The sequence below is a fragment of the Streptomyces sp. NPDC046716 genome (assembly GCF_040645755.1).
GTDB lineage: Bacteria > Actinomycetota > Actinomycetes > Streptomycetales > Streptomycetaceae > Streptomyces.
In genome coordinates, this window is the sequence record NZ_JBEYYU010000003.1 from 45,329 (window position 1) to 62,510 (window position 17,182).

The window sequence follows — 17,182 nt, forward strand, 5'->3', positions numbered from 1 at the left end:
CCCGCGTCGAGGAGGAACCGTGTCGGAGGAGCTCACCCCGGAAAACCCGGAGACCCCGGAGGCCGAGGAGCCCATCAAGCAGCGCAAGAACGGCCTCTACCCGGGCGTCTCGGACGAGCTCGCCGAGAACATGCAGTCCGGCTGGGCCGACACCGAGCTGCACGACCTGCAGCCGATCGCGCAGGCCGCCGAGACCGCCGCCCGCCGTGCCGCCCTGTCCGCCCGCTTCCCCGGCGAGCGCCTCGTCGTGCCCGCGGGCAACCTGAAGACCCGGTCGAACGACACGGAGTACGCCTTCCGCGCCTCCGTCGAGTACGCGTACCTCACGGGCAACCAGACGGAGGACGGCGTCCTCGTCCTGGAGCCCACGGCGGACGGCCACCGGGAGACGATCTACCTCCTGCCGCGTTCCGACCGGGAGAACGGCGAGTTCTGGCTCGACGGCCAGGGCGAGCTGTGGGTCGGCCGCCGCCACTCGCTGACCGAGGCCGCGACGCTGTACGGCATCCCCGCGTCCGACGTGCGCGAGCTCCCCGACGCCCTGCGCGAGGCCACCGGCCCGGTGCGCGTCGTGCGCGGCTACGACGCCGGCATCGAGGCCGCCCTGACCGACAAGGTCACCGCGGAGCGCGACGAGGAGCTGCGCGTCTTCCTCTCCGAGGCCCGCGTCGTGAAGGACGCCTTCGAGATCGGCGAGCTGCAGAAGGCCGTCGACTCGACCGTGCGCGGCTTCGAGGACGTCGTGAAGGTCCTCGACAAGGCCGAGGCGACGAGCGAGCGCTACATCGAGGGCACGTTCTTCCTCCGCGCGCGCGTGGAGGGCAACGACATCGGCTACGGCTCCATCTGCGCCGCCGGCCCGCACGCCTGCACCCTGCACTGGGTCCGCAACGACGGCCCGGTCCGCTCCGGCGACCTGCTCCTGCTGGACGCGGGCGTCGAGACGCACACGTACTACACCGCCGACGTCACGCGCACGCTGCCGGTCAACGGCACGTACACCGACCTCCAGCGGAAGATCTACGACGCCGTGTACGAGGCCCAGGAGGCCGGTATCGCGGCCGTCAAGCCGGGTGCCAAGTACCGCGACTTCCACGACGCCGCCCAGCGCGTGCTCGCCGAGAAGCTCGTCGAGTGGGGCCTGGTCGAGGGACCGGTCGAGCGCGTCCTGGAGCTGGGGCTGCAGCGCCGCTGGACCCTGCACGGCACCGGCCACATGCTCGGCATGGACGTCCACGACTGCGCGGCCGCGCGCACCGAGGCGTACGTGGACGGCACGCTGGAGCCGGGCATGTGCCTGACCGTCGAGCCCGGTCTGTACTTCCAGGCCGACGACCTGACGGTCCCGGCGGAGTACCGCGGCATCGGCGTCCGCATCGAGGACGACATCCTCGTCACCGAGGACGGCAACCGGAACCTGTCGGACGGGCTGCCCCGCCGCTCCGACGAGGTCGAGGCATGGATGGCCGGCCTGAAGGGCTGAGCACCTGGGACCGAGGGCCGTGACCAGAGGGTCACGGCCCTCGGGCGTTCCGGGTGACCGGCTGTGGTCTCAGACCGCCGCCATCAGCTGCGGCGCGTCCTTCCGCCACTTGAGGATCTTGTCGAAGCTGACCACGGCGCCGCCCCGGCCGGGCTTGTTCACGAAGTGCGCGTGGTCGGCCAGCTCCCGGATCAGACACAGACCGCGGCCGTTCTCCGCCTGCACGGACACGGGACGGCTGAGCGTCCGGGTCTTCGGCGGCGGGAACCCCGGTCCGGAGTCGGCCACCTCGATGCGGCAGGTCTCGCCGTCCAGATAGGCGGTCACGCGGTACGCGCCCGGGGTGCCGCCGGTGGCCGTGGAACCGCCGTGCTCGACGGCGTTCGCGCATGCCTCGCTGAGCGCCACCGACAGGTCGTAGGAGATGTCGGGGTCGACGCCCGCGGTCTCCATGGTGCCCATGAACAGGCGCCTCGCCAGCGGCACGCTCGCAGCATCGCGTCGCAGATGGAGGGACCACCAGATGCTCATGCTCCAGCCTCCAGGTCGCGGCTCGACATACCGATACGTATTGCCTCCACCGGCCGTGCGCAATCACGGAGTTGACGTGATTGCGCCCATATAGCCGACGCGCGAACCTGTGTGGACGGTATACGGACGGCAGAGCGGAAGATTCCGGACCTTGTGGACCTGCCGCATGGCGGGGGTGGGCCCAGTGCGATGATGAGGCCGCCATGACTGCCCCCCACAGGCGCCGCACACACGCCGCGGCCGACCTCCGGCTGCTGAGGGCCGCGGTGTTCGCCGCGGTCTGCGTCGTGCTGTCCGCGGCGGGGCACGTCCTCGGGTCGACCGCCACCGTGCCCCTGTGGACGCTGGGGCTCGGCTCCCTCCTCGTCTTCTGCGCGGCCCTGCCGATGGCCGGGCGGGAGCGCTCGCTGCCGGGCATCGCCGCCACCCTGGGGATCGGGCAGATCGCCCTGCACAGCCTCTTCGGGCTGGGCCAGAGCCACGGCTCCATGACCATGGGAGCCGACCAGCCGTCCGTCGTGGAGCGCGCCGCGCGGCTCATGTGCGGGGCGGGCGCCTCGGCGCTCAGCCCGGCGCAGGCGCGCCGGATCCTCGACGACGCGGGCGTACCGGCCGACGGCGGGCACCACGACATGGTGATGGGCGGCGGCGCCACGATGGCGCTGCTGCCGTCGCTGCCGATGGTCATCGGCCACCTGCTGGCCGCGGCCGGCGCCGGGTGGCTGCTGCGCCACGGCGATCTCGCCCTGGGCCGCATCGTGCGGCTCTCGCGGCATTCGGCGCAGGGAGTCGCGGGGGCAGCGCGCGCCCGTGCCCTGCGCGCGGCGCTCGCGCTCGTCCGCGCCCTGCGGGCCGGGCTGCCCGGAGCGCCCGGCGTGCTCCCGCGCGTCACGCGGACCGGGTTCGTCGCACCACCGGTGCCGCGGGCCGCGGCGCTGGCGCACTCGGTGATCCGGCGCGGGCCGCCCGCCGCCGACGCGTTCCTTCTCGCCGCCTGACACGGCCTCCGTCACGTCTCCGCGCGCCGCGCGTGGGGTGAGGTGTGCCGTGCGGCACGCGCGCGTACCCGCCTTTTCGTCGCCTTGATGCGGCCTGCTTCATTGCGGCCCGCTTCATGCGGCTCGTTCGGTGCGCGCCCCTCACCTATCGCCGGATCCCACTGAACGTGGAGTTCTCACTGTCATGAAGAAGATGTCCCGCGCCGCTCTCGTCGGTGCCGCCGCCGTCTCCTCCGTCGTCCTCGTCTCCGCCCCCGCCTTCGCGCACGTGAGCGTGCAGCCGGAGGGCGCCGCCGCCAAGGGCGGCTACGCCGTGGTCGACTTCAAGGTCCCCAACGAGCGCGACGACGCCGCCACGACCAAGCTCGAGGTCAGCTTCCCGGCCGACCACCCGCTCGCCTCCGTGATGCCGCAGCCGATCCCGGGCTGGGAGGCCAAGGTCACCAAGTCCAAGCTGGACAAGCCGCTGGAGATGCACGGCGAGAAGCTCACCGAGGCCGTCTCCAAGGTCACCTGGACCGCGACCGGCTCGGGCGACGACAAGGGCGTGCAGCCCGGCTACTTCCAGAAGTTCCCGGTGTCCATCGGCCAGCTGCCGACCGACGCCGACCAGCTCGTGTTCAAGGCGATCCAGACGTACGACAACAAGGAGGTCGTGCGCTGGATCGAGCCGCAGCAGAAGGGCCAGGAGGAGCCGGAGAACCCGGCGCCCACCCTCACCCTGACGGCCGCGGCCGACGACGAGCACGGCGCGTCCGGCGCCTCGGCGGCCGACGACCACAAGGAGGCGGCGGCCGCCACCTCCGACACGTCCTCCGACAGCGACACCACCGCCCGCGTCCTCGGCATCGTCGGCATTCTCGTCGGTGCCGCCGGTGTGGCGTTCGGCGTCCTGGCGGGCCGTCGGCGTACCAACGGCTGAGCCACCCAGGGCGGGTGCCGGGGTCGCGGTGGGCGACCCCGGCACTCGCCGGCCCCCTCACAACCGGGAAATACTTGTATGCGCACGACCATGAAGATGAACAAGAAGACCCTGCTCGCCGTCGCCGGCCTCGTCTCGGCGGCCGCCCTCACGCTGACCGCCTGCGGCAGCGGTGACGGCGGCGACAAGCCGGTGACCGAGGTGTCCACCGAGGCCGGCTCGCAGAAGGCCGCGACCGTCCTCGACAAGCCCTTCGAGAAGCCGGACCTCGTCCTCACCGACACCCACGGCAAGAAGTTCGACCTGCGCGAGCGGACCAAGGGCAGGCCGACGCTGATCTACTTCGGCTACACGCACTGCCCCGACGTCTGCCCCCTGACGATGAGCAATCTCGCCGTCGCCAAGAAGTCCCTGTCGCCGGCCGAGCAGAAGGAGCTCCAGGTCGTCTTCGTCACGACCGACCCGGACCGGGACACCCCGGCCGTGCTCGGCAAGTGGCTCAAGGCGCAGGACTCCGACTTCATCGGCCTGACCGGCGACTTCGCCACCATCCAGGGCGGCGCCCGCACGCTCGGCATCTCCATCGAGCCGACGGAGAAGGACAAGAACGGCAAGCTGGTGTCGATGCACGGCACGCAGGTCATCGCGTTCTCGCCGAAGACCGACGCCGGGTACGTCCTGTACGGCGAGGACGCCACGGTCGACGACTACACCAAGGACCTGCCCAAGCTGGTCGAGGGGGCGAAGCCGTGAGGCGCGCCCCGCTGGCGCTCGGCGCGGTGGTGCTGGCCTCCGGGCTCGCGCTCGCCGGCTGCGGCGGTTCGTCCTCCGGGAAGCCCGACGTGAAGGTCGCGGACGCGTTCATCCCCGAGCCGGCGTCCGGCGACATGGCGGCCGGGTTCTTCGTCGTCCGTAACAGCGGCGCCGCCGACACCCTCACCTCGGTGAGCAGCAGCGTCGCCGGCGACGTGACCATGCACAGCACCGAGGACGGTGTCATGCGCGAGAAGAAGTCCTTCGCCGTGCCGGCCGACGGCGAGCTGGATTTCGAACGGGGTGGCAATCACCTCATGTTCGAGAACCTCAAGCGAAAGCCGAAGGAAGGCGACAAGGTGACGGTGAAGCTCCACTTCGCCGAGTCCGGAACCGTCGAGGTCGCGTTCCCGGTGAAGGCCGCCACCTACAACCCGACCGCCGCTCAGTGAGGGGCTGACCCGTACGTGAAGACCATCGCTCCCCGCTTCCGGCACCTGGTGCTGCTGTTCCTCGCCGTCACCGGCGCGCTCCTGGCCGGTGCCGCCCCCGCGTCCGCGCACGCCGCGCTGACCGGGAGCGACCCCGCGCAGGGAGCGGTGGTCCAGCAGGCGCCGAAGCAGGTGTCCCTGACCTTCTCCGAAGAAGTCGCCATGTCGAGCGGCGCGGTGCGCGTCCTCGACCCGTCGGGCAAGCGCGTCGACAACGGCAAGGTCGGCCGCCTGAAGGGCACCACCTACACGGTGGGCCTGCACGCGGGCCTGCCCGACGGCACGTTCACCGTCGCCTACCAGGTCGTCTCGGCCGACAGCCATCCCGTCTCCGGCGCCTATACGTTCTCCATCGGCGCCCCCTCCAAGACCTCCGCCGTGATCGCCGACCAGAACGCGGGCGGGGGTGTCGTCGGCGCCCTCTACGGCGCCGGGCGCTACGTCTCGTACGCGGGCTTCGTGCTGCTCGTCGGCGGCGCCGCGTTCGTGCTCCTCTGCTGGCCGCGCGGTGCCGGGATCAAGCCCGTGCAGCGGGTCGTGGTCGGCGGCTGGACCGCGCTCACCGCGGCCACCATCGCCCTGCTCCTGATGCGCGGCTCCTACACCGGGTCCGGCAAGGTCGCCGACATCTTCGACATGACGCTGCTCGGCCAGGTCCTCCAGACCAAGACGGGCGCCGCGCTCACCTCCCGGCTGCTGCTGCTCGCGGCGGCCGCGCTCTTCATCGCCGTCCTGTTCGGCGCCTACGTGAAGCGGGCCGAGGACGGCGACAAGAAGGAGATCAAGGACCTCACCTTCGGGCTCTCCATCGGCGGCGCGGTCGTCGCCGCCGGTCTCGGCGCCACCTGGGCGATGGCGGAGCACGCCTCCACCGGCATCCAGGCGGGGCTCGCGATGCCGGTCGACGTGCTGCATCTGCTGGCCGTCGCCGCCTGGCTCGGCGGACTGACCACCCTGCTCGTCGCGCTGTACCGGGCGCCCTCCATCGAGGCGTCGGCTGTGCGCCGGTTCTCGCGGGTGGCCTTCTGCAGCGTCGTCGTGCTCGCCGCCACCGGGCTGTATCAGTCGTGGCGGCAGGTCGGCTCGTGGTCGGCGCTGACCGGGACCACGTACGGGCAGCTGCTCCTGGTCAAGGTCGGGCTCGTCGCCGTGCTCGTCGGGATCGCCGGGATCTCCCGCCGGTGGACCGGCCGGATCACCGCGCCGGTCGCGTCGGCGACCGTGGTGGGACAGCGGGCGGCCACGTCCGACGAGAGCGCGTCGGAGCAGGACGGATCGGCGGCGACCGGGTCGGAACAGTCCGGGTCCGCAACGGCCGGGTCGGAGGAGGCCGCGACCGCGTCGGCCGCGCAGGCCGGGTCCGCAGAGGCCGGGTCCGCTGAGGCCGGGTCCGTGGAGACCGCGACCGCAAAGGCCGCGACCGCGGAGGCCGCGTTCACTGAGGCCGGGTCGTCGGCGGAGGCGGCGTCCGCAAAGGCCGCGACCGCGGAGGCCGGGTTCACTGAGGCCGCGTCCGCAGGAACCGCGTCCGCAAAGGCCGGGTCCGTGGAAACCGCGTCCGCAGAGGCCGGGTCCGCAAAGGCCGGGTCCGTGGAAACCGCGTCCGCAGAGGCCGGGTCCGCAGAGGCCAGGTCCGTGGAAACCGCGTCCGCAGAGGCCGGGTCGGAGCGGGCTAAGGCGGAGCGGGCCGGGGCGGAGCGGGCCGAGGGGATAGAGCCGGCCGAGGTGAAGGAGCCGGTTGCCGTCGCCTCGGGGGGTGGCCGGTCCGGCGACCCCCGGCGGGCCGCCCAGCTCGCCCGGCAGCGCGCCGCGATGACCACCGCCCGCGAGAAGCGTGCCCGGGACGCCGACCCGCACCGCTTCGGTCTGCGGCGCTCGGTGCTCGCCGAGGCGGGCGTCGCGATCGTGCTGCTCGCCGTCACCACCGTGCTGACCTCGACCGAACCGGGCCGCACCGAGGAGGAGGCCAAGTCCGCCACCTCGGCCGCCCAGACCCAGTCCGGGCCGCTCTCCCTCAAGGTGCCGTTCGACACCGGCGGCGAGGACGGCAAGGGCACGGTGCTGCTGGACATCGACCCGGGCCGCACCGGCGACAACGCGATGCACGTCTACGTACAGCGGCCGAACGGCAAGGGGTTCGACGTCCCCGAGGTGAAGGTCGCCTTCACCCTGAAGGCGAAGGACATCGGGCCGCTCAGCGTCACCCCCGACCGCATCGCCACCGGGCACTGGAGCGCGAGCGGCGTGCAGATCCCGGTGGCCGGCGACTGGAAGATCGAGGTCACCGTGCGCACCTCGGACATCGATCAGATCACTGTCTCCAAGAACGCGAAGATCGGCTGAACCACCATGGCTGACACCCAGAGCCGTACCGAAACCCCCGCGCCGGCCCCCGGCATCACCCGTCGCCGGCTGATCGGCACGGCGGGCGCGACCGGCGTCGCCCTGGGCGCCGTCGGCGCGGGAGCGGGATACGCCGTGGCGTCCTCGAACTCCCCCGAGCAGCCGCAGGCGTTGACGTCGCTCGGCACCGACGCGGTGATGTTTCACGGGAAACATCAGCCGGGCATCACCACGCCGATGCAGGCCCACGGCCATCTCGTCGCCTTCGATCTGGCGGCGGGCGCGGGCCGCAAGGAGGCCACCGCGCTGCTGCGTCGCTGGTCGGCGACGGCCGAGCGGCTGATGGCGGGCGAGCCGATGACGTCCGGGGACACCGATGTCGCCCGCGACGCGGGCCCGTCGTCCCTCAGCGTCACCTTCGGTTTCGGGCACAGCTTCTTCTCCCGTACGGGGCTGGAGAAGCAGCGCCCGGGTGCCCTGGACCCGCTGCCCGACTTCTTCTCCGACCACCTCGACAAGGCGCGCAGCAACGGCGATCTGTGGGTGCAGATCGGCGCGGACGACGGGCTCGTCGCCTTCCACGCCCTGCGCGCGATCCAGAAGGACGCGGGCGGCGCGGCGAAGGTCCGCTGGCAGATGAACGGCTTCAACCGCTCGCCCGGCGCCACCGCCCGCCCGATGACGACCCGCAATCTGATGGGCCAGATCGACGGCACGGACAACCCCAAGCCGTCCGAGTCGGACTTCGACCGGCGGATCTTCGTGCCGGCGTCGGGCTCGGCGCAGTCGCCCGCCTGGATGGGAAACGGCTCGTACGCGGTCGTGCGCCGGATCCGGATGCTCCTCGACGACTGGGAGAAGGAGTCGGTGTCGGCGCAGGAGTCCGTCATCGGGCGCAAGAAGTCGACGGGCGCCCCGCTGACCGGCGGCACCGAGACCAGTGAGATGAAGCTGGACAAGACGGACGGCAACGGCGACCTGGTCGTCCCGCTCAACGCGCATGCCCGCATCAGCCGTCCGGACCAGAACGGCGGGGCGGCGATGCTGCGCCGCCCGTTCTCCTTCCACGACGGCATCGGCACGGACGGCGTCCCCGACGCGGGCCTGCTGTTCATCTGCTGGCAGGCGGATCCGCTGCGCGGCTTCGTGCCCGTCCAGCGCAAGCTGGACCGCGGCGACGCGCTGTCGCGGTTCATCCGGCACGAGGCGAGCGGACTGTTCGCGGTGCCGGGCGGCGCGGAGAAGGGCGGGTACGTGGGGCAGGCGTTGCTGGAGGGGTGACGCCCGGCCGGTCATGGTGCCAGGCTCCCGGCTCCCGGCTCCCGGCTCCCGGCTCCCGGCTCCCGACGAGGGGGCGGTGTTCGGCCGGGTGGCCGGTGACTCGTCCGTGAGCCGGGTGCGGCCGGGCCCATTAGGGTGACCCCATGCCAGCCAGCTACGCGTACCTCGGTCCCGAGGGCACCTTCACCGAAGTCGCCCTGCGCACGCTTCCGGAGGCGGCCACCCGGGAGCTCGCGCCCAAGGTGTCGGTCCCGGCCGCGCTGGACGCGGTCCGCAACGGCGAGGCCGAGGCCGCGTTCGTACCGATCGAGAACTCGGTCGAGGGCGGCATCACCACCACTCTCGACGAGCTGGTGGCGGGCGCGCCGCTGATGATCTACCGCGAGGTGCTGCTCGACATCACCTTCGCGCTGCTGGTGCGGCCCGGCACGAAGCTCGGCGACATCAAGACGGTCACCGCCCACCCGGCCGCGCAGCCGCAGGTCCGCAACTGGATGCAGACCCACCTCCCCGACGTGACCTGGGAGTCCTCGGCGTCGAACGCGGACGGGGCGCGGCTCGTGCAGGAGGGCCGGTTCGACGCCGCGTTCGCCGGCGCCTTCGCGGCGTCCACGTACGGTCTCGAACCGCTGGTCACCGAGATCCACGACGCGGAGAACGCGCAGACCCGGTTCGTGCTCGTCGGCCGCCCGGCCCGGCCCGCGGCGCCGACCGGCGCGGACAAGACGTCGGTGGTCATCTGGCAGCGCGAGGACCATCCCGGTGCGCTGATGGAGCTGCTCCAGGAGTTCGCCATCCGAGGCGTCAACCTGATGCTGCTGCAGTCCCGGCCGACGGGGAAGGGCATCGGCGACTACTGCTTCGCGATCGACGCGGAGGGGCACATCTCCGACCGCAGGGTCGCCGAGGCGCTGATGGGGCTGAAGCGGGCGTGCCCGCAGATCCGCTACCTCGGGTCGTATCCGCGGGCCGGGGTCGCCGTCGCCGATGTGCGGGAGCCGCGGACGGGGACGTCGGACGGCGAGTTCACGGCGGCGTCCGACTGGCTGGCGCGCTGCCAGGACGGCCGGTTCTGACCCGCCGGACCGGCTGAGCCCCGGCCCGGGTTCTCCACCGTCGGACAGGGCTTCCTTCTGCCTCCGCACCCGGTCCTACCAGCGCATTTTCTTCATCCACAAAAGTTATCCACAGGTCCGCATCTCGACCTGGGGACAAGTCGACAGCAAGGCGTGACATGGTCGACAAATCGCCCTACAGGCCACAAGTACATCCACAGCCGCACACGTCACCCCTCGTCCACTCTTTTCCCTTGATCAACTCTTTGGAGTGAAGCGTTTCCACCCGAAAGTGAGTATGAAGTGGGTTTGGAACGGGAATCCTTCGCGATACATGCGGCTTTCGGAATGATCTCTTCCGGCATCCACAGCCCTTTCTCACAGCCTGTGGATAACCCCGTGAACCTGTGCACTCCTGTGGACAACAGGAGTCCAAGTGCCCCTCCGCGCAAGGGAGTCGGGTCAAAGCGATGCGCCCGAACTGCTCCTTTTCAGGGAAAGGGAGTGTTTCCCTTGACCCGGACCCCGGCTCGAAATTCACATTCCGGCAAATAGGGCATAAAGCGACGCACCGGATATCGGGTCGTGGGCCGGATCCGCGCACCGGTAGCCTGGAGGGGTGATTGACCTTCGCCTGCTCCGTGAGGACCCCGACCGTGTTCGCGCCTCCCAGCGCGCCCGTGGAGAGGACGTCGCGCTCGTCGACTCCGTCCTGTCCGCCGACGAGCGGCGCAGGTCGTCCGGGCTCCGCTTCGACGAACTCCGCAACGAGCAGAAGACGCTCGGCAAGCTGATCCCCAAGGCCTCCCCCGAGGAGCGCCAGGAGCTGCTGAAGAAGACGGGCGAGCTGTCCGCCGCCGTGAAGGCGGCCGAGGCCGAGCAGCGCGAGGCCGAGGAGGAGTCGCAGCGACTCGCCCTCCAGCTGGGGAACATCGTGCACCCCGACGTCCCGCGCGGCGGCGAGGAGGACTTCGTCGTCCTGGAGACGCACGGCACGATCCGCGACTTCGGCGCCGAGGGCTTCGAGCCCAAGGACCACCTGGAGCTCGGCGAGGCGCTCGGCGCCATCGACGTCGAGCGCGGCGCGAAGGTCTCGGGCTCGCGCTTCTACTACCTCACCGGCGTCGGCGCCCTGCTTGAGCTGGCGCTGGTCAACGCGGCGATCGCGCAGGCCACCGAGGCCGGCTTCACGCCGATGCTGACCCCCGCCCTGGTGCGCCCGCGCGCCATGGAGGGCACCGGCTTCCTCGGCCAGGCCGCGGAGAACGTGTACCACCTGGAGAAGGACGACTACTACCTGGTCGGCACCTCCGAGGTCCCGCTCGCCGCGTACCACATGGACGAGATCGTCGAGGCGAACCAGCTGCCGCTGCGCTACGCCGGCTTCTCGCCGTGCTTCCGCCGCGAGGCGGGCACGTACGGCAAGGACACCCGCGGCATCTTCCGCGTGCACCAGTTCGACAAGGTCGAGATGTTCTCGTACGTCCACCCGGACGACGCGGAGAACGAGCACCAGCGGCTCCTGGAGTGGGAGAAGCAGTGGCTGACCGGCCTGGAGCTGCCGTTCCAGGTGATCGACGTCGCCACCGGTGACCTCGGCTCCTCGGCCTCGCGCAAGTTCGACTGCGAGGCGTGGATCCCGACCCAGGGCAAGTACCGCGAGCTGACCTCGGCCTCGAACTGCGACGGCTTCCAGGCGCGCCGCCTGTCCATCCGGATGCGCGACGACCGCGACGGCAAGAAGGTGGTGCAGCCGCTGTCGACGCTGAACGGCACGCTGTGCGCCGTCCCGCGCACCATCGTGGCGATCCTCGAGAACCACCAGCAGGCCGACGGCTCGGTGCGCGTCCCGGAGATGCTCCGGCCGTACCTCGGGGGACGCACCACCCTGGACCCCAAGTAAGCAGCAGTCCGAACCGGCCTGCACCCCTGTACAGCCTGGAGCCGAACGCCAAGTGAGCCATCCCGCTCCCCCCGCCACCGCCTTTCCGTACAAGCTCGTCGCGACGGACCTCGACGGCACGCTCCTGCGGCCCGACGAGACCGTCTCCGAGCGCACGCGTGAGGCGCTCGTCGCGGCCACCGCGGCGGGTGCCGCGCACATCGTCGTGACCGGAAGGGCGGTGGGCTGGACCCGGCACATCCTCGACGACCTCGGCTACGAGGGGCTCGCGGTGTGCGGCCAGGGCGCGCAGGTCTACCACGCGGGGGAGCACCGGCTGCTCACGTCCGTGACGCTCGACCGGCAGCTGGCGGGCCTCGCGCTCTCCAAGATCGAGGCGGAGCTCGGCCCGCTGGCGCTCGCCGCCAGCCGGGACGGGCTCGACGGCGAGGTCATCGTCGGCCCCGGCTACGAGGTGGGCGAGGGACACCTGCCGGCCATCCCGTTCACGGACGTCTCCGAGCTGTGGGCCGCGCCGCTGAACAAGGTGTACGTGCAGCACCCGGGCCTCACCGACGACGAGCTCGCGGAGGTCGCGCGGTCGACGGCCGGCGATCTGGTGGGCGTCACGATGGCGGGCGAGGGCATCGTGGAGCTGCTTCCCCTCGGCCTGTCCAAGGCCACGGGACTGTCGCTCGCGGCCCGCCGGCTGGGCGTGAAGGCCGCGGAGACCATCGCGTTCGGCGACATGCCGAACGACATCCCGATGTTCGGCTGGGCCTCCCACGGCGTCGCGATGGCCAACGCCCACAGCCAGCTCAAGGCAGTGGCCGACGAGGTGACGACGTCGAACGCGGACGACGGCATCGCGGTCGTCCTGGAGCGCCTGCTGGGAGCCTGACCCCCGGCCTGCTCCCCGACGCGAGCAACCACGCGCGGCGCGCACCCGGCATTCAACCAGGAGCGCCCCGGCGAGCAGCCGCAAGCAGGCCGCGGGCCCACACCGGCTCTGCCCGAGCCCAGCGCAGCGACATGGCGGAGGATGCGCGGATCGAACGCGCGCGGGGGGTGAACCCCGACCACGGCTTAGCAAGCCGGTGCCTTACCACTCGGCCAATCCTCCGGGTGGGCGGCCCACGTGCCGCAGAAGGCACGTGCTCGAAGCGGCCGCCCCGGGCAGCGCCCCCGGACGCGGGGCTCGACGGAGTGCAGTGACTACTCCGGAGCCCGCATCGGGCTGCCCTGTCGGGAGCTCGACGGACTACTGATGGACATCGTCGCGCTCCTCTCCCAGTGGATGGGCACCGGTGTCCGAGCGGAACCGGCGCGGTGACACCACCAATGTGCCTCGGCGGCCCGTTCACCGCCACCGAATTAATCGCCGGTGATCACCGGCGGCGCCACTTCCTGCGCCGCGCCTTGCTGAAGAACCAACCCGCCGGCGGCTTGTCGGAGCGCCAGGGCTCCGGCTCGGGGGCCTGTCTGCTCCACCGGGCCGTGAGCATGCGCGCCCGCGCCGACGACTCGGACGTCTCCGCGTCGCGTATGAAGTCGGCATCCAGGACCACGTCGTCCCAGGCGTCGTGCTCTCCGGCCATGGCGGGTCCTCCTCCGCTGTCGTGTCGGCGTGCCGTCTCGGCGTGATATTTCACTGACATATAGGGCAATGCACCCTCCCACCAGTGTGCCGGTGGGAGGGTGAAATCGGCATCAAGGCCGTGACGGGCCGGATCTACTCCTCCCCCGCCAGCGTCAGCGACCGCAGCTTCTGGCCCGCGTACCAGGTCGCCAGGACGGTCACGGCCACCAGCAGCACCGTCGCGAGCGGCAGCCCGACGTCCGAGGTGACGAGGTCACCGCCGGTCACCTTGTGGGCCACGGCGAGGGACCACTGCTGAACGCTGAGCGTGCGCGCCCCGGCCACCAGCGAGCCGAACAGCGCCTCCCAGACGAGGGCGTAGACGAGGCCGAAGACGACCGCGTGCCGGGTGACCGTGCCGAGCAGCAGGAAGATCGCGGCGTACGCGATCGAGGCGACCAGGGCGGCGACCGTGTAGGCGACAGCGATCTGCTGCCCGTTCCCGTTCAGGATCAGGCCCGCGATCAGGGTCGGGACGGCCGAGAAGACCATGGTCACGGAGATGGCGACGATGAGCTTGGTGAAGATGATCGTGGGCCGCTTGACCGGCTTGGACAGCAGATAGACGACCGATCCGTCGTCGATCTCGGGGCCGATCGCGCCGGTCCCCGCGATGACGCCGATCAGCGGCACCATCGTGGCGAGCGCGAACCCGCCGAGCACGTCGGCGGCGGTCTGGTCGTCGGCTCCGGTGAGCGCCCGGACCAGGCCGGAGATCACGATGAGCAGCAGCGGCAGCGCGAAGAGGATGAGGGCCCGGCGGCGGCCGAGCAGAGCCCGGTAGGTGAGCCGGGCGACAGTGGGGTCGTACATCAGGGCCTCCTGTGCCGTGACTAGGCCGCGACCAGATAAGAGAAGACGGACTCGAGGGACTCGTCGGACGGCGAGACGGTGAACAGGCGGATGCCGTGCTCCCGCGCGACCTTCGGCAGCAGCGTCGTGAACCGGCCGAAGTCGACGGCCTGGATGCGCAACGCGCCTTCCTTCAGGTCGACTTCGATGCCGGCGGTCGACGGGTCCGCGATCAGCGCGGCGGCGAGGGCCCGGTCGTCGCTGGAGCGGATCAGATAGCGGTGCGGCCGGTCGGTCATCAGCCGGCGGATCTGGCGGAAGTCGCCGCTGGCCGCGTGCCGTCCGGCGACGATCACCTCGATGTGGGAGGCCAACTGCTCGACCTCTTCGAGGATGTGCGAGGAGAACAGCACCGTGCGGCCCTCGCCGCCCATGCGCCGCAGCAGGTCCATCAGCTGCATGCGCTGGCGCGGGTCCATGCCGTTGAACGGCTCGTCCAGGAGCAGCACCGACGGGTTGTGGACGAGCGCGGAGGCCATCTTCACGCGCTGCCGCATGCCCTTGGAGTACGTCGAGATCTTGCGGTCCTGGGCGTACTCCATCTCGACCGTGGCGAGCGCCGCTTGCGCCTCCTTCTTGCCGAGGCCGTGCAACTCGGCGTTGGCCACGACGAATTCGCTGCCCGTGAGGAAGTCGTACATCCCCTCGCGCTCGGGGACGATGCCGATGTGGCGGTAGATCTGCTCGTTGCGCCAGATCTGCTGCCCGTCGAGGGTGACCGTGCCGTTCGACGGGGCGAGGAAGCCGCCCATCATGTTGAGCAGCGTGGACTTTCCCGCGCCGTTCGGACCGAGGAGGCCGGTGACGCCGGGGCCGACGGTCATCGTCACGTCGTTGACAGCAACAACGTTCCCGAACCAGCGGGAGACGTGGTCGATCTTGATGGCGGTCACAGTCCGACCTTCCGGTAGCGGCGCATCAGCAGGCCGTAGGAGCCGGCGATGAGTCCGAGGACGACGAGCAGATAGACCACGCCCTGGCCGGCGGAGGGCCCGTGCCCGCCCGGAGAGGACGACGTGGCCCCCAGGAAGGCGGTCTGTACGCCGTCGATGAGGGTGATCGGGGAGAACAGTCCGAGCCAGGACACCGCGCCGGAGTTGTCCTGCGCCTCGGCGATGGCCTGGACCGTGGAGACCGCTCCGTAGGAGATGGTCAGGACGGCGATGACGGCGGCGATGCCGAAGCCGCGGCGCGGGGTGACCGCGGAGACGACCAGGCCGATCCCGGCGAAGAGCAGCGACAGCAGCAGCACGGACACCAGTCCCTGGCCGAATCCCTTGGTCTGGTCGGTGAAGTCGAGTTTGGCGAGCAGAGCGCCTACGTAGAGGACGATCAGCGGCGCCGCGGTGAGGATGAACAGGGCGGACGTCATGGCCGCGAATTTCGCGACTACGTAGTCGACACGTTCGATGGGGCGCGAGAAGTAGAGCGGGACCGTCTTGAAGCGCAGGTCGCGCGAGACGGCCTGGGGCGCCTGGGACGCTACGTAGAGGCCGATCACCGCCTGGAGGACGATCGCGTACCGCGTGTAGTCGAGCGGGAGGTCCTTCGCCTTGGTGGCGACGGCGACCGCGACCATGATCAGCGCGGGCACGCACATCACGACGAAGAGCAGCATCGGCAGCACCTTCGACTTGGCCGAGCGGCCCAGGCCGTACGCGCCGCGCAGGCTCTGCGAGAAGAGCGAGCGGCGGGCGTAGGCGCGGCCCAGGCGGGGGCCGTCGTAGTGGCGGTAGCCGATGTTGTGGATCTGGGTGCTCAAGGGCTCAACGCTCATCGCGCGCGCCTCCCGTCTGCTGTGCGGCGGCGGTGGCGGCCCAGGCCGCGGCGCGCTCGGTGACCGGCTCCTCGGCGGCGGCCTCGGCCGTGGGCCGGAAGACCTCCGCGATGTGGTGCCTGCGCTGCTCCATGCGGACGAGCCCGAGGCCGAGGTCGGCGACGACGTCGCGCACGATGTCGTACGTCTCGTCGCCCTGCGCGGTGATGAGCACGGTGTGGCCGGCGCCGGGCAGTTCGCCGCCGGTGGTCGTCTCGATGCCGCGCTCGGCGAACGCCTCGCGCAGGGCGCTGGTGCCGTCCGGGTGTTCGTCGCTGTCGGTGACCTCGATCGCGAGCGTCGCCGTGGACTGGGTGAAGTCGGTGGTGGAGCTGGAGCGCAGCAGCTTGCCGCCGTCGATGACGACGACGTGGTCGCAGGTGCGCTCCAGCTCGCCGAGCAGGTGCGAGGTGACGAGCACCGAGATGCCGAAGTCGCTGTGCACCCGGCGGATCAGGTCGAGCATGTCGTCGCGGCCGACCGGGTCCAGGCCGTTCGTCGGCTCGTCCAGGAAGACCAGCTGCGGGTCGTGGACGAGGGCCTGGGCCAGCTTCACGCGCTGCTTCATGCCCGTCGAGTAGCCGCCGATGGGGCGGTAGCGCTCCTCGTAGAGGCCGACGTGGCGCAGCGTGTCGGCCGTGCGCTCGCGCGCCGCGGTCGGCGGCAGGCCGGACATGCGGGCCATGTGGACGACGAACTCGGTGGCCGAGACGTCGGGCGGCAGGCAGTCGTGCTCCGGCATGTACCCGACCCGCTCGCGGATCTCGGCACCCTGGGTGGCGACGTCGAGCCCGAGCACCTCGGCACGGCCCTCCGTCGCCGGGGACAGACCCAGCAGGATCTTGATCATGGTGGACTTGCCGGCGCCATTGGCTCCCACGAGCCCGGTCACTCCGGGCCCGATGTCCATGGTCAGCCGGTCAAGCGCGGTCACCCGTGGGAACCGCTTGCTCAGGCTTTCGGTCGCGATCACAGTCACGTCTTCGACGGTAGTGGCGCAGGCCACACGAGACGTCAGACCAGGGGGTCGACCTCGTATGAGACCTGAGTATTACGGGTCCGTAGGGGTCATCCCCGAGTAGCCCCTCGGACCGGGAGCGTTCACCCTGGCGGGCGCGGCGCTGTCCACAACCGGG

Annotated in this window: 16 protein-coding genes and 1 tRNA gene; 10 read left to right on the plus strand and 7 right to left on the minus strand. The window is 71.0% G+C overall.

The annotated features are described in order from the left end of the window. Positions 1–19 precede the first annotated feature (19 nt). The gene (locus tag ABZ930_RS03110; protein WP_361540513.1) at positions 20–1,483 is read left to right on the plus strand and encodes an aminopeptidase P family protein; all 1,464 of its coding nucleotides are present in this window, start codon (positions 20–22) and stop codon (positions 1,481–1,483) included. Between the two features lie 69 nt (positions 1,484–1,552). Here ABZ930_RS03110 and ABZ930_RS03115 read toward each other — a convergent pair whose 3' ends face one another. Continuing rightward, positions 1,553–2,014 (minus strand): ATP-binding protein, encoded by a 462-nt coding sequence (locus tag ABZ930_RS03115; protein ID WP_361540516.1) that lies wholly within the window; start codon positions 2,012–2,014, stop codon positions 1,553–1,555. A gap of 203 nt (positions 2,015–2,217) precedes the next feature. On the opposite strand from ABZ930_RS03115, the gene ABZ930_RS03120 reads away from it, so the two are divergent. The 9 genes from ABZ930_RS03120 to ABZ930_RS03160 all read left to right on the plus strand — a co-directional run bounded on the left by ABZ930_RS03120 (position 2,218) and on the right by ABZ930_RS03160 (position 12,640). After that, positions 2,218–3,012, plus strand: coding sequence for a hypothetical protein (locus ABZ930_RS03120; RefSeq protein ID WP_361540519.1), 795 nt, complete (start codon positions 2,218–2,220; stop codon positions 3,010–3,012). A gap of 184 nt (positions 3,013–3,196) precedes the next feature. Further along, positions 3,197–3,934: a YcnI family protein gene (locus ABZ930_RS03125; RefSeq protein WP_361540522.1), complete on the plus strand. Its 738-nt coding sequence runs from the start codon at positions 3,197–3,199 to the stop codon at positions 3,932–3,934. Between the two features lie 96 nt (positions 3,935–4,030). Continuing rightward, on the plus strand, positions 4,031–4,687 hold the full coding sequence (locus ABZ930_RS03130) for an SCO family protein (protein ID WP_361541010.1): 657 nt from the start codon (positions 4,031–4,033) through the stop codon (positions 4,685–4,687). Further along, positions 4,684–5,139, plus strand: a complete 456-nt coding sequence (locus tag ABZ930_RS03135; RefSeq protein WP_361540525.1) for a copper chaperone PCu(A)C — start codon at positions 4,684–4,686, stop codon at positions 5,137–5,139. The genes ABZ930_RS03130 and ABZ930_RS03135 overlap by 4 nt, the downstream gene beginning before the upstream one ends. A 15-nt stretch (positions 5,140–5,154) precedes the next feature. Next, positions 5,155–7,521 carry a copper resistance protein CopC gene (locus ABZ930_RS03140; RefSeq protein WP_361540528.1) on the plus strand — a complete coding sequence of 789 codons (2,367 nt, stop codon included), beginning with the start codon at positions 5,155–5,157 and terminating at the stop codon, positions 7,519–7,521. Between the two features lie 6 nt (positions 7,522–7,527). Continuing rightward, entirely contained in the window at positions 7,528–8,802 is a 1,275-nt protein-coding gene (gene efeB / locus ABZ930_RS03145) for an iron uptake transporter deferrochelatase/peroxidase subunit (protein ID WP_361540531.1), read from the plus strand. A 143-nt stretch (positions 8,803–8,945) separates the two neighbouring features. Beyond that, positions 8,946–9,878, plus strand: a complete 933-nt coding sequence (pheA, locus tag ABZ930_RS03150) for a prephenate dehydratase (protein ID WP_361540534.1) — start codon at positions 8,946–8,948, stop codon at positions 9,876–9,878. A 598-nt stretch (positions 9,879–10,476) separates the two neighbouring features. Then, positions 10,477–11,760, plus strand: a complete 1,284-nt coding sequence (gene serS / locus ABZ930_RS03155) for a serine--tRNA ligase (protein ID WP_361540537.1) — start codon at positions 10,477–10,479, stop codon at positions 11,758–11,760. A 52-nt stretch (positions 11,761–11,812) separates the two neighbouring features. Then, entirely contained in the window at positions 11,813–12,640 is an 828-nt protein-coding gene (locus tag ABZ930_RS03160; protein WP_361540540.1) for an HAD family hydrolase, read from the plus strand. 132 nt (positions 12,641–12,772) lie between these two features. On the opposite strand, the gene ABZ930_RS03165 is transcribed toward ABZ930_RS03160, so the two are convergent. The 6 genes from ABZ930_RS03165 to ABZ930_RS03190 form a co-directional block, all read right to left on the minus strand. Next, positions 12,773–12,862 (minus strand) — tRNA-Ser (locus ABZ930_RS03165). Between the two features lie 265 nt (positions 12,863–13,127). Beyond that, complete coding sequence (locus ABZ930_RS03170) at positions 13,128–13,337, minus strand: hypothetical protein (protein WP_361540542.1); 210 nt, start codon at positions 13,335–13,337, stop codon at positions 13,128–13,130. A gap of 134 nt (positions 13,338–13,471) precedes the next feature. Then, positions 13,472–14,191: an ABC transporter permease gene (locus ABZ930_RS03175; RefSeq protein ID WP_361540545.1), complete on the minus strand. Its 720-nt coding sequence runs from the start codon at positions 14,189–14,191 to the stop codon at positions 13,472–13,474. Between the two features lie 20 nt (positions 14,192–14,211). Beyond that, on the minus strand, positions 14,212–15,123 hold the full coding sequence (locus ABZ930_RS03180) for an ABC transporter ATP-binding protein (RefSeq protein ID WP_361540548.1): 912 nt from the start codon (positions 15,121–15,123) through the stop codon (positions 14,212–14,214). Continuing rightward, complete coding sequence (locus tag ABZ930_RS03185; RefSeq protein WP_361540551.1) at positions 15,120–16,007, minus strand: ABC transporter permease subunit; 888 nt, start codon at positions 16,005–16,007, stop codon at positions 15,120–15,122. Before ABZ930_RS03185 ends, ABZ930_RS03180 begins: the two co-directional genes overlap by 4 nt. After that, entirely contained in the window at positions 15,997–17,052 is a 1,056-nt protein-coding gene (locus ABZ930_RS03190) for an ABC transporter ATP-binding protein (protein ID WP_361540554.1), read from the minus strand. Before ABZ930_RS03190 ends, ABZ930_RS03185 begins: the two co-directional genes overlap by 11 nt. Positions 17,053–17,182 lie beyond the last annotated feature (130 nt).

Bases quoted from the DNA above. Each gene is read 5' to 3' on its own strand.
- ABZ930_RS03115 (WP_361540516.1), bottom strand. From the start codon at position 2,014: ATGAGCATCTGGTGGTCCCTCCATCTGCGACGCGATGCTGCGAGCGTG.
- ABZ930_RS03120 (WP_361540519.1), top strand. From the start codon at position 2,218: ATGACTGCCCCCCACAGGCGCCGCACACACGCCGCGGCCGACCTCCGG.
- ABZ930_RS03125 (WP_361540522.1), top strand. From the start codon at position 3,197: ATGAAGAAGATGTCCCGCGCCGCTCTCGTCGGTGCCGCCGCCGTCTCC.
- ABZ930_RS03130 (WP_361541010.1), top strand. From the start codon at position 4,031: ATGAACAAGAAGACCCTGCTCGCCGTCGCCGGCCTCGTCTCGGCGGCC.
- efeB (WP_361540531.1), top strand. From the start codon at position 7,528: ATGGCTGACACCCAGAGCCGTACCGAAACCCCCGCGCCGGCCCCCGGC.
- pheA (WP_361540534.1), top strand. From the start codon at position 8,946: ATGCCAGCCAGCTACGCGTACCTCGGTCCCGAGGGCACCTTCACCGAA.
- ABZ930_RS03170 (WP_361540542.1), bottom strand. From the start codon at position 13,337: ATGGCCGGAGAGCACGACGCCTGGGACGACGTGGTCCTGGATGCCGAC.
- ABZ930_RS03175 (WP_361540545.1), bottom strand. From the start codon at position 14,191: ATGTACGACCCCACTGTCGCCCGGCTCACCTACCGGGCTCTGCTCGGC.
- ABZ930_RS03185 (WP_361540551.1), bottom strand. From the start codon at position 16,007: ATGAGCGTTGAGCCCTTGAGCACCCAGATCCACAACATCGGCTACCGC.